We start from the raw sequence: 12,368 nt of genomic DNA on the forward strand, positions 1-12,368 counted from the left end.
TTATCGAAGCATGCTACGCGCGGCTTCGATTTTTCTTTCCCTTTTTTTCACCAACAACTCTGAAGCGACAACCCATCCGGCATTAATGAACAGGAGCATGCTCGTGGAAAAGAAGACATATTTTATTCCGAATGCTGCTGCCATATGTCCGCCAAGCAGGGAACCTCCAAGCGTTCCAAGAAACTGTGCGGACTGATTATAGCCAAAGAGCTGACCGGTGATTTGCGACGGCGCCATTTTCTTTACAATGGTATTAATCGAAGGCAGAATGCCTGCAGTCGCAAGACCGAGAAGGAAACGCAGGACAGTCAGTTGCCAAGCGTTCGTCACGAATGCCTGCGGTATAAAAATTACTCCGGTAAAAAGCAGTGCATAAAGCAGTACACGACGGGGACCGATCCGATCGGACAACTTTCCGAGAAACGGTGCGGCAATAACGCTCGCCAAACCTGCCGCCGCCACGACGATGCCCGACATAAGTTCGAGATGTGCTGAACCTGGCGATAGAATTTTTACATAAATGGTGATAATCGGCTGAATCGACATATTCGCCAGTTGCACCATAAATGTTGTGATAAACATGGCAAAAAATAAACCTACATGAGGTGTCATTGCGCACACTTGCTTGATTGACGGTGCTTTTTTTTCAGATACAACCACTTTTTCTTTCACCAAGAAATAAGACGCGAGAAAAGCACCGAACAACAAAACACTTGTGTCGATAAAAACAAGACGCATCCCCATGTATTCTGAGAGCAAACCGCCGACAAGCGGCCCAACGAGTGAACCGCTGATTCCTCCCGTTGAGAGCATACCGAGTGCCCAGCCGGAGTGTGTTTTCGGTGTTTGTGTCGCGACAAGAATGATTGATGCCGGGATATAGCCGGAAACAAGCCCCATTATAAGTCGCAGACCAAAGAGCTGATAAACATTTTGAGCAAAGGACATTAGGAACACGACAAGGCACATGCCCAGACTTGCGCGAAGCAGCATCGGTTTTCGGCCATATTTATCAGCTAAGCGCCCCCATAGCGGGGAGACAAGAGCGGACACAAAAAATGTTGCACCAAAGATAAGACCTGCCCAGCTCTCAATTCCAGCCGTGTCTGTGACACCGAGCTTCTCAATATAAAGCGGTAAAAACGGGATAATCTGACTCATACCTGCAGCAGTTGCGAAGGAACCGAACCAGACAACGTACAAATTTTTCTTCCATAAAGGTAAAGACAACAACTACACCTTACTTTTTTGTATATTTCCGATAGAAAAAGCGCCTTTAAGTTGGCGCCTGCTTAACAGTTACTATAATAATCTGTATTGCTCATTAATACCAATATATATATTATTATAAATGCATAGTTTTGAAACTATTAATGAATCATTATAACCCGTCAGTTTATGGATCGAACATCACCCATTAGGAGGTCGTAGCTATGGAACTTCTTCAATTAAAGTACTTTCAAACCGTTGCGCGAATCGAACACATGACAAAGGCTGCTCAAGAATTGTCCATTGCTCAGCCTTCGCTCAGTCAAACCATTAAACGGCTTGAGGATGAAATCGGCGTTCCCCTCTTTGACCGTAAAGGGAGAAGAATCAGGCTCAATCGTTATGGAAAAATCTTTCTGGAGAAAGCCGAGCTCGCCTTTTCGGTGCTCCAAGAAGGTAAACAGGAAGTCATCGACTTGGCAAAAATTAATGAAGACAGCATTTCAATGGCTGTGATGCGGACGCCGATCGTACCTGATCTACTTGGCAGTTTTCGTAAAGAGCATCCCTTTGTTCGTTTTCGTGTCAAACAGATTTCAAGGGCAACCATACAGCATCAGCTCGAGAACGGAGAAATCGATTTGTGCATCACTCCTTATCAATTGGAGCAAGACAGACCACTTCATTCGCGCTTGCTCATGCATGATGAAATTTATCTTGTCGTTCCGAAAACGCATCCGCTTGCAATTAAAAAAAGTGTCGATCTGCACGATATCGCTCATGAACCGTTTGTCCTTAAAGCAAACGGAGCCTTTCGTGAGACAACAGACACCTATTGCCGTATGGCAGGATTTCAGCCGGATATCGCTTTTGAAGTTGATGATTCCTTGTCCATTCGCGGACTGGTTTCAGAAGGCTTAGGCGTCGCTTTTTTCTCTTCACTCACATTGCGGACGGTAAGAGACAGCTCCATCGTTCCGCTCCGAATAAGCCATCCGCATTGCAATCGATCAATCAGTCTCGTCTGGAATGAGGATCGCTATCATTCATCAATCATCACGGATTTCTACCAATTCATCATCGACTATTTCCAGCACTTCGATCAGGATACCCCACTCATTGACTAATTGAGATTATTTTAAACAGCCTGATTTTGATGATGCTCATGTGTGTTCTTTTTTTGGTTGTGCCAGCCAAGGTAGAGGACAGAAACGATAGTAACAGCAACAACCGGCCATTCTGCCCATACTGCAACATCACCAAGCCATTTGAGAACGAGCGGTTCGGCGAACAGCATTCTTGCAGCCGTCATCGCTAGAATTCCGGAACCAACATAAATAAGCCAGGAAAAGCGATCCATTAGTTTTAATATAATTGCACTCCCGCCCATTAAAAGCGGAATACTGATTAACAATCCGAAAATGACAAGCAACGGATCATTTTGCGCTGCGCCTGCAACCGCAAGTACATTATCGAGTCCCATTAACGCGTCGGCAACGACAATCGTTTGAACGGCTCCCCAAAGGCTCGTGCTGGCTTTGACTTCCTTCTTTGATTTCGAAGAATTGGCAGGACTAAGCAAACGATATGCGATCCAAATGAGCAGCAGCCCACCGATAAAATGCAGACCCGGAACCATGAGCAGATAAACAACCAGAATCGTGCAAATCGCGCGCAAAACGACCGCGCCAGCCGTTCCATAAAGAATCGCGCGTCCGCGCTGATGATTGGGAAGCCGGCGTGCAGCCAGGGCAATAACGACTGCATTATCTCCCGCCAAGAACAAATCAATACCAACAATAATAATTAAGGACGACCAAAATGCCGTTGTAAATAATTCCATGAATCAACATCCTCCTATTAACCTAATATAACGAAATTCATTATGATTTAGATGTTAAAAACGTAAAAAGCCTTGGCCGACTACGCCAAGGCTGAAGGTTTCATTAAACGGATTTTTCAGCGGTGACTGCTTTCTTCACATGCTGGCTGCCGTGCTGGCTCCTCCATCCGAAGTAAAGCACACCTAGGATTATGAAAAGCAGTACCGGCCACTTGATCCAGGAAAAGCCGGCAACTGCATCATACACAAAATGATCGGCAAAGATCATCTTTCCCGCCGTAAACGCGAGAATTCCGGAGCCAGCGTAGGTAATCCATGCATAACGGTCAACGAGCTTCAGAAATAGTGCGCTGCCGCCCATAACAAGCGGGATACTGATCAGCAGACCGATAATAACGAGCAAGTAGTTTCCTGAAGCTGCTCCGCCGATGGCAAGCACATTATCCAGACCCATTAGCGCATCAGCCATAATTATGGTGCGGATAGCCGCGCCAAGACTGGTCTTCGCCACGATCTTCTTATCATGCCCGTGATCCTTTAGCAGACTGTAGGCAATCCAGACAAGCAGAACGCCACCGACAAGATGCAGGCCTGGCACCTTAAGCAGCCAAACAACAGCAAGTGTAGCAATCGCGCGAATGGCGACCGCACCAAGTGTTCCATAAAGAATTGCACGTTTTCGTTGATGATCCTGAAGTCGTGCAGCTGCCAGGGCGATGACAATGGCATTATCACCAGCCAAAATCAAGTCAATGCCTACAATAAGCAGCAGCGCGGTCAAGAATTCCAGCGAAAAAAAATCCATTCATTCATCCTCCTCAATAATTCTTATCTGTTTGCACAATAAAAAGCAGCCGCTCCGACGTTGATCAGAAAGGCTGCATGTGCAGAAAAAAACCTTTGCCTTTTTCATCCGTCCGAGGCAAAGGTCTCGCCAACAGCCTAACGGCTGCCAGAGAAGCCGGGGATCACTCCCGTAATGACGACTTTACTCTGATGGCTACTCCCCTTTTACGAGGCTGATTCACTTGTTATATTAATTATATTATGAGGCTATAAATATGTCAACGCGGATGATCACCCGATTATTTCGTAAATAAATGATTTTGGTAGGCATAGACAGCTGCTTGAGTGCGATCAGCGACATCCAGTTTGCTGAAAATACTGCTGACATGTGTTTTCACTGTCTTGATGCCGATAAATAGCTTTTCGGCGATCTCCGCGTTATTTCTCCCGTCCGCAATTAACCGCAAGACCTCCTTTTCTCGAGCAGTCAGCTGATCAAAAGGTTGCGGACTCCTGTGCAGTCCCGCCACAAGTTTTTGTGCGACCTTACCGTCAATGACCGTTTTTCCGCGATGTGCTTTATGGATCGCCTGAATGATTTCATCGGATGACGATGTTTTCAGCAAGTAACTCATTGCACCTGCTTCAATCGCAGGAAATACCTGTTCATCATCATAGAAGCTCGTGAGAATGATGATTTTCTTTGAAGGATCTTTGGCTAAGATTTGCTTCGTTGCGTCAATTCCATTACCGTCTTCCATAATCAAATCCATTAAAATGATTTCAGGCTTCAACGCTTCAAACGATTTGACAGCCGCGTCCCCATTCGATGCCTCTCCGACAAGTTCAATATCTTCTTCTGTTGAAAGATAAGCCTTCAACCCTTTTCTGACCATATCGTGATCGTCGACGATCATCACCTTAATTTTATCTGTCATACTCCCTTTTCCTCCCTGTGAATCGGCACACGGATATGGATGGATGTACCTTCTCCTTCATGTGTCGTCAGCATAAAATGACCGCCAATCTCTTCCGCGCGTTCTTTCATCGTCTTCAACCCATACGAAGCAACTTTTTCTCGCTTCGGATCAAATCCCTGACCGTTGTCAAAAATGGTGAGTGTAACGAGCTGGTCCTTTTCATGAAGAGACAAGACGACTCTTGTTGCCTCAGAATGACGAAGTGCGTTAGAAAGTGCCTCTTGGCTGAGTCGAAACAAATGATTCTCCACGCCTTTAGTCAATCCGAGAACCGGATCAATTGCTGCCTCAAAATGAATTGTTGTCTTGCCATCCAGTTCATGGATCAAACGCCCTAACCCTTTATCAAGTGATTCGTTATTGAGACGTACCGGTCGAAGATGCAGCAGTAGAGCTCTCATTTCACCTTGAGCTTTACGGGCAATATCCGAAACATCGGCAATATTTTCAGCCGCAAGATCCGGATTGCTGTGAATCGTTTTTTCAGCGGCGGATGCAAGCATGGACAAGGCAAACAACTGCTGACTGACCGCATCATGCAGATCTCTTGCCAAACGCTGCCGTTCTGCTGTTACCGCCTCGTTTTTTACTTTTACATTCATTTGTACATTTTCATCGACCAGACGCTGCAGTGATTTCACTTGTGTGTCGATTTTATCGGCAAGTTCATTTAAAGATTGCGCCACATGACTGATCGCCCCGCCGTTCTCGATCTTCATTCTAGCCGAAAGTTTTCCGGAAGACAGTGTCTTGACAAACAGATCAACATTGTCCAAATGATCAAGCAGCAGCCGATAATCCTTTGTTAAAGCGTTTGTCTCTAAAATAAATTGGATTAGGAAGCTAAAGAAGAAGATCAAAGCACTGATAAGCAGAGCATGATCTGACGGCACAAACCAGAAGAAAATTTGCATTGCCGCAAAAAGCATGAGCGATGAAAAAAAGCTGATAATTAATTGAAATCTTGCCGTACGAATTCGATAATTTTGCATCGGTTACACCTGCGCAATACTTAAATCAATAACTTGAAAATCAAAGTTAAAGTCTAATTTTCGCGTTGCTTCATCGTAGTTCGGTGTCTGATAGCTGACATTGCGCAGCACGCCGCTCTGTTTGTTTTTTCCAATTTTCGCATCGCCTACTTTTGCTCGGAGATGGATCCGGTATGCAAGATCATCCGGTAAGGTAATTCGAATATTCCCCACCCATCCGCTCAAGGTAATCGGGATCGTTTCTTCCGGAATAAAGGCTTTAGTAAAGTCAAATGTGTAATCTCCGATGCGTACACGTTCGTTCATCGGTTTAACCATCCAATTATCGTGTTTGAAGGTAGCATCATTCACAAAGGTATAAGAATCACGCGCGTTCTTTGAAGATGCCTCACCATCTTTGTCTTCATGATCCCAAGAGAAATCAACATGATGATTGTGATGCCCTTTTCTGTGCTTCTTGTGTTCACCCGTTACGGAAACAGTGATGAAATTTTTTCCGAAGAGCATGCCTAACCCACAGTAAATAATCAGATACGGCCACAGTTTCCAGAAATCTGTCCATTTGAAGACAATGAACCCCGACTGATCAGCATACAGCAATCCGCCATAAATCAAAAAGAAAAATCCCCAGAAGAAATGCGGCCTTTTTCGGTCAAAGAGCGGAACGATGAGCAGCAGTGCTCCGAATATCATGACCAAGAATGGGAGATAAGCACTAAACATCGGCATCATTCCCTGGGAAATAAGATTAAGACTGTCAAGCAGCCAATAAACACCAAGCAAAACGACAGCAAGCGCAGCCAATAGTTTTCCAAAAGACATTTGCCTCATCCTTTCTTCTCTATCACAAGCCGTATCTCAACGGCACTTGTACAAAGTTTATAGTTTAACTATACAGAGTGACGCGCATCTTTTCCATAGACTGTGAACGGTTTTTTTCTCCGACCCAGGTCGGAACAATCTATTTAAAAATGTGAACGGATCGTGACAATAAGCATTATGTTCATCGTTTTCTGCTGAATAGGTTTATTATTAGGGCTGTGAGGGTAATTTGAAGATATGTTAAGTGAAAGGGTGAATGATATGGACAAGAAAGTCCTAGCATTAATTGATGGTTTGAACAAAGATCTTGCAGGTGAATATTCTGCAGTGATTCAGTACAATTATTACGCGACAACAGTATCCGGGCTGAATTACCAGATTCTCAAGCCTTTTTTTGAGGAAGAAATTCCTGACGAATTAGGCCATGCCGCTTATCTTTCTGAAAAAATTGCGAACCTCGGCGGTGAACCGACGACTGTTCCTGCACCGGTTGCCACGGTGAGTGATGCCAAAGCAATGCTCGAAGGAGCACGTCAGGCAGAAGCGGACACATTGGAAAACTATCGCGAACGTCGCAGTCAGGCACAAGAACTCGGCATGATCGAACTGGTTGTTAAACTGGAAGATATGATCGCTGATGAACAAAACCATTTGGAAAAATTGACAAAAACATTGACCGATCCTGTTTTTGCCTGAAAAAGAGATTTAAAAAACCGGAACGGGGGATTTCTTCCCCGTTCCGGTTTTTTATTTATTCTGCAAGCTGAATACGATGTTTTGTGTAGGCATAAGCGAAAATCAAGCTGACAGCAAAGCCTATACAAAGGAAAAAGAGAAAATCAATAAACGAGTGTGCACCAACCCCCGCTGCAGCACTGAGTACTACAACCTGTCCAATGAGAAGACGTGCGATCATTTGAACGAACGGATCCTGTTTCAGGCGCTCACCAATCGGATATAACCCAGCGAGTGCCTGTGGAAAAGGTTGACTCCAAATAGGCAAGAGCTGCAGTCCGGTTAAATAGACGACCGACACAACAATGAAAACAGAATACCAGCCTATATTAAGAAAATAGCCAAGCAGCGCGCCAATGACTGTCAAACGCATATACATGCCTAAATACTCATCAGAACGAAGGAATGTCTTAATAAATAGCTGTTCAAACACCTCTTTTTCTTCGAAATGTCGAATCGGGAATAATCTGCTGAGCACTCGGCGAGGGCGGGTACGTCTCCTCAATTGCGGCACGTCCGTAAACAGATTGGCAAAGCGAAGGAAGACCATAGCTTGACGATGATCGCTCTCAAGCATACTGTTCCAGCGCAGCAGCGCACCAGACGCTTGGCGGCGGAACAAAAAAAACAGTGTGAACAGCATAATGGCAACACATGCCGCAATAACATAAAGCGGCTGATGACTGAGTACAAAATAGAAGAGACAAAAGGTAAGAACAGTCCTAAGGAAACGGAGCGGAACTGTATCCTCAATAAATTGCTCCTGCCAGCTGCAATCAATAGTCCAAGCTTTCGCAGCGAGCGAGACAACCGCTCCAAGCAAGAGCGAGCTGCCTCCATAAGCTGCTGATCCATGAGTGTAAAGCGGTATGCTAATGATCAATACAAGCAGTAAAGTGATGCTTTGGATCAAGAAGCTGTACCATTTGGTTCTGCGAAAATAACCGTCAAGTTCTGATTCAGCTGGTAATAAAAAGACCAAATCTGCGCGTTGAATGAATGTACGAATCGGTGCATGAGAGCAGACAAGGCTTAACACTATACTGACGATAAGCGTGCCAGGGAAGTGTTCCGGCAATAGATCCAGCCATTTTTTGTAGTAGAAACCGCCGATCAGGATCATGGCATAAATAAAAAACATTAATCCGCTGTTGCGGCCGATCAGATTCCAATAGCGCAGCTGCATCTGAAAATTGTCCCGACAGCGCTTTTTCCAGAGCGTATTCATTTCATCCATTGTGTCTCGCCCCTTGCTACGGCCAGATAGATTTCATGAAGGCTTGCCTTTGGATCTCCGAACTGATTGCGTATCTTATCCAAAGTGCCCTGCACGGCGATATGCCCTTCATGCAGAATGATAAACCGATCGCAGTATTGCTCCGCAGTCGACAATATATGTGTGGACATTAAAATGGAAGCTCCTGAGCGTTTCATATCACTCATTAAGTCAAGCAGCGATTGAATGCCAATCGGGTCCAAGCCGACAAACGGCTCGTCGACAATATAGAGATCAGGTCGAATAAGGAACGCACACATGATCATCACTTTTTGGCGCATCCCTTTTGAGAAGTGAATGGGAAACCAGTGCTTTTTCTTTTCCATACGAAAAAGCTTCAGCAGTTTCTCACTTCGTTCTTCATAAGTTTTTTTATCCAGATGGTATGCCATTGCCGTCGTCTGTAAATGTTCTTCTAAAGTGAGCTGTTCATAGAGCTCCGGCATCTCGGGGACGTAGGCAATACTTTTTCTGTAAGAACTCTTGTCCTCGCGAAGTGTTTTCCCGTTTATACGTATCTCCCCGGAAAAAGGTTGTAAAAGTCCGAGAATATGTTTAATTGTCGTACTCTTGCCGGCTCCATTCAAACCGACGAGACCGACCAGTTCACCCGCGTTCATCTCAAATGACACATCATGGAGCACCGGGCGCTGCCGTGAGTAGCCGCCGCTTAATTGTTTTACAGTTAATACTGGATTCATAATTCTAGCCTCTTTCATTTTTTGCCATCAAGAGCGAATGTTTTCACAGCAGAAACGATTTCATCCGTTTCAATATAGTCTACCGAAACTTTGTCCCCAACCTTCATAAAGACGCTGTATGGATTTTGGCCAGAGGTCACAGTGAAAATCTTTTGGCTGCCGTCAATCATAAATTGGATCACGGTCTGATGTGAATCATCATCCTGATATTTGTAGACTTGCGTAACTTCGCCACTCAATTTCTTAATTAGTGCTTTGTTTGTCGGTGTTGCGCTGTCGCCGCCTAATTTTGTAGCAACAGCATATTTATAGTTATCAAATAGGGTGCGCTTATCGGTCTCCGCACTGTAGACATTCTCATTTTTCGCATGAATCAGCATCAGTTCACGCAGAACATTGTTGCTGTCCATCAAAGGGACCACCCATGTTTCCTGTCCGTAAATCGTATAGAGATTTGGAATACCCGCCTCATACTTATTCTGTTTAAACGTCTTCTCCGCAACATTCATCGCAGATTTCCCATTTAGCAAGCCGTTTGCACTTGAATAATAAGTAATTTTCCCTGTTCGTGTATTCAGCATGGAATAACCGACCATCGCGCCGCTTCCGGACTTGGGACGCGTAAAGTCGGTGAACCAGTTCAATTGAAGAGCATGATCGAACACGCCGTTCACTTCATCAGAATGCGACCATTCTGTCGGCCGCTTGATATCTTCCTGCGCAAACAGCTTATTCCAGAAGCCATGCACATTCTCTCCATACCAGTCGTTCCATTGTTCAGCAACATTTGAAGGGATTGCCTGATCAATGAACAAAGGCAGTTTGTCAATCGAATAGTGACGCATGTTCCCTGTTTTCGGATCAACAACAATGACTCCTTTAATATCCGGTATTTGTCGCAATTTTTCATAATAGCCATAGGCAACGACATAATAAGGTTTACCTGTTTCATCCGGTTCGAAACTTGGACGGAATAAAATCGGTTCTGCATACTTTCTGCGCACGAGTCGCTTCAAATTCTCAGAAAAGTAGGCGGACGGTACAAATTTCATCTCTTTTTTAATCAGCGAGGCATTCGCATTTTCATCCTCAGCACTCATCCGAATGTATCCGGGAACGCGATGACTTTTCATCCATTTAAAAAATCCGCTGTACTCAATTGGTGTGACCCAATAAAGATGTCCGTCTATTTTTTGCAACGATGTATGACCGAGCTCATAATAGGAAACATGTGCGAGCTCGCCTAACACTTTTTCACTTTTATAACGTGCATATTTTTCCGGAACGACAGGAATATGCTGCTCATTCATTGATGGCGCCGCGTGGTTTACCACCGTTGTTTTTGCAGCAGCAAAATCATATTTCGCCTTGGTTACGGTGAACGGATAAATAAAGTGCAGGAAGCAGAAAAACAAAAGCATCAGTATTCCTGCAAATACATTGATTGAGATCAGACGCTCCTTTGAATAGACAAGATCAAGAACCAGAAATAGTCCCCAAAAAAGTGATCCGTAGCTTAAGAATGCCTGCCACGTATGATCAATCAGCCCGAAGTAGGAAAGAATGAACAAAATGATCAAACCGGCCATCACCCGAGCCGCTTGAATAGACAGAAATACTTTGCTTTTAATTTTTTTCTTCCACACAAATGGATTTAAGGTTAATGCAAGTAAACTAAATAAGTAAATCATAAGTTCCCCCGTCTCTGATCTGTATCAGTCGACCGCTCATTCACCGGCGACCCTTCGTTACATTTATTGTAACGTACTTAAAGGACCACATGCCATATCTGATTTTATATTCATCATGATGCTGCCTAATCCCTTTATGAAACCGCTAAAAAATGTGCTAAAATAAGTAAAAAAACATAGATAAGGATGATATTAATGTGTGAGGCATCAGATTGCATTTTCTGCAAAATCATTAATGGAGAAATTCCAAGCGCAAAGGTATACGAAGATGATGATGTATTTGCATTCCTCGATTTGGGGCAAGTAACTAAGGGCCATACGCTGATCATTCCTAAAGAACATCGGAAGGATATTTTTCATTTGGAACCTGAAATTGCTGAGAAGTTATTCAGCAAAGTACCGGTCATTGCTAAAGCCATTCAAAATGCCTTTCATCCGGTCGGTATGAATGTATTGAATAATAACAGCGAGCTTGCCGGTCAAAGCGTGTTTCATTATCATCTGCATCTGATTCCGCGCTATGGCAAAGACGATACGTTCTCATTCAGCTTCCAGTCGCACATGGATGAGTATTCAAATGAAGCACGCGCAGAGATTGCTCAAGCGATTGCAAAAGAAATTAATTAATTTATGTAAAAATTTCAGTATTTGAATTGCATTTTCCTGACATTACGTGTATATTATTGAATACACCTTGCAGCAGGCCGTTGGGGCACTGCTGAAGGAAACATCAGCTCAGTTGAGGAGAGATCAGCGTGAAACTTAAGAATTTGATTATTGTTGCTCTATTACTTGCCATTGGGACTATATTGCATGCGGTAGTTCCTGGATTCCCTATGAAATCCGATTTTGGACTCGTGATGCTTTTCTTATCCCTTTTTCTTTTCGCCGATATCAAAACCTTTGTCATTATCGGACTTGTCGACGGTATTTTAGCCGGATTAACTACTTCAATGCCCGGTGGATTCTTTCCAAACGTGATTGATAAATTAGTGACTTCAACCGTTGTATTTTTAGTCATTTATTTATTTGCTCATTACTTTCAAGCAAAGAGCAAATACGTCTTTGGTGTCGTCTTAGCAGGTCTTGGTACTGTGCTCAGTGGAACTATATTCTTGACTATGGCTATTCTTGTTGCAGGTATGAATTCGGCAGCATTCGGTGCATTGTTTATCACTATGGTGCTCCCGACTGCACTTGCCAACTTGGTTCTGTTCGCTGTCCTCTATCCAATTATCGTCAAAATTGGCGAACGGAGCGGATTTCTAAAAACGTTACCAAAACCGACGCTTCACTAAAAAATATTGAAAACTCCGATTCTGTTTAGAATTGG

Annotated in this window: 13 protein-coding genes; 4 read left to right on the forward strand and 9 right to left on the reverse strand. The window is 44.0% G+C overall.

The window, feature by feature from the left end; genetic code table 11:
* Positions 1-1,230 carry a multidrug efflux MFS transporter gene (locus AC6F33_RS12210; RefSeq protein ID WP_500777162.1) on the reverse strand — a complete coding sequence of 410 codons (1,230 nt, stop codon included), beginning with the start codon at positions 1,228-1,230 and terminating at the stop codon, positions 1-3.
* 203 nt (positions 1,231-1,433) lie between these two features.
* Here AC6F33_RS12210 and AC6F33_RS12215 point away from each other — a divergent pair, with 203 nt between their 5' ends.
* Positions 1,434-2,336: a LysR family transcriptional regulator gene (locus AC6F33_RS12215; protein ID WP_500777163.1), complete on the forward strand. Its 903-nt coding sequence runs from the start codon at positions 1,434-1,436 to the stop codon at positions 2,334-2,336.
* A gap of 11 nt (positions 2,337-2,347) precedes the next feature.
* Here the strand turns inward: AC6F33_RS12215 and AC6F33_RS12220 are convergent, their stop codons facing one another.
* The 5 genes from AC6F33_RS12220 to liaF form a co-directional block, all read right to left on the reverse strand.
* Entirely contained in the window at positions 2,348-3,052 is a 705-nt protein-coding gene (locus tag AC6F33_RS12220) for a TerC family protein (protein ID WP_500777164.1), read from the reverse strand.
* Between the two features lie 103 nt (positions 3,053-3,155).
* The gene (locus tag AC6F33_RS12225) at positions 3,156-3,857 is read right to left on the reverse strand and encodes a TerC family protein (RefSeq protein WP_500777165.1); all 702 of its coding nucleotides are present in this window, start codon (positions 3,855-3,857) and stop codon (positions 3,156-3,158) included.
* A gap of 280 nt (positions 3,858-4,137) precedes the next feature.
* Positions 4,138-4,776 (reverse strand): response regulator, encoded by a 639-nt coding sequence (locus AC6F33_RS12230; RefSeq protein ID WP_255745902.1) that lies wholly within the window; start codon positions 4,774-4,776, stop codon positions 4,138-4,140.
* Positions 4,773-5,810: a sensor histidine kinase gene (locus AC6F33_RS12235; RefSeq protein WP_255745904.1), complete on the reverse strand. Its 1,038-nt coding sequence runs from the start codon at positions 5,808-5,810 to the stop codon at positions 4,773-4,775. Before AC6F33_RS12235 ends, AC6F33_RS12230 begins: the two co-directional genes overlap by 4 nt.
* Before the next feature lie 3 nt (positions 5,811-5,813).
* The gene (liaF, locus tag AC6F33_RS12240; protein ID WP_255745905.1) at positions 5,814-6,632 is read right to left on the reverse strand and encodes a cell wall-active antibiotics response protein LiaF; all 819 of its coding nucleotides are present in this window, start codon (positions 6,630-6,632) and stop codon (positions 5,814-5,816) included.
* A 261-nt stretch (positions 6,633-6,893) separates the two neighbouring features.
* On the opposite strand from liaF, the gene AC6F33_RS12245 reads away from it, so the two are divergent.
* Positions 6,894-7,328: a ferritin-like domain-containing protein gene (locus tag AC6F33_RS12245; RefSeq protein WP_255745907.1), complete on the forward strand. Its 435-nt coding sequence runs from the start codon at positions 6,894-6,896 to the stop codon at positions 7,326-7,328.
* 55 nt (positions 7,329-7,383) lie between these two features.
* Here the strand turns inward: AC6F33_RS12245 and AC6F33_RS12250 are convergent, their stop codons facing one another.
* From AC6F33_RS12250 to AC6F33_RS12260, 3 genes are read right to left on the reverse strand one after another with little or no spacing between them, the layout of a single operon-like run.
* Positions 7,384-8,604 (reverse strand): ABC transporter permease, encoded by a 1,221-nt coding sequence (locus AC6F33_RS12250; RefSeq protein WP_500777166.1) that lies wholly within the window; start codon positions 8,602-8,604, stop codon positions 7,384-7,386.
* The gene (locus tag AC6F33_RS12255; RefSeq protein WP_480948469.1) at positions 8,592-9,344 is read right to left on the reverse strand and encodes an ABC transporter ATP-binding protein; all 753 of its coding nucleotides are present in this window, start codon (positions 9,342-9,344) and stop codon (positions 8,592-8,594) included. Before AC6F33_RS12255 ends, AC6F33_RS12250 begins: the two co-directional genes overlap by 13 nt.
* A 14-nt stretch (positions 9,345-9,358) precedes the next feature.
* The gene (locus AC6F33_RS12260; RefSeq protein WP_500777167.1) at positions 9,359-11,035 is read right to left on the reverse strand and encodes a hypothetical protein; all 1,677 of its coding nucleotides are present in this window, start codon (positions 11,033-11,035) and stop codon (positions 9,359-9,361) included.
* A gap of 195 nt (positions 11,036-11,230) precedes the next feature.
* On the opposite strand from AC6F33_RS12260, the gene AC6F33_RS12265 reads away from it, so the two are divergent.
* A complete protein-coding gene (locus tag AC6F33_RS12265; protein ID WP_480948471.1) occupies positions 11,231-11,662 on the forward strand; it encodes an HIT family protein in 432 nt (143 codons plus the stop codon).
* Positions 11,663-11,790: 128 nt separating this feature from the next.
* Positions 11,791-12,333: a tryptophan transporter gene (locus AC6F33_RS12270; RefSeq protein ID WP_500777168.1), complete on the forward strand. Its 543-nt coding sequence runs from the start codon at positions 11,791-11,793 to the stop codon at positions 12,331-12,333.
* Positions 12,334-12,368 lie beyond the last annotated feature (35 nt).

Source organism: Sporolactobacillus sp. BBK16-2 (genome assembly GCF_059878335.1).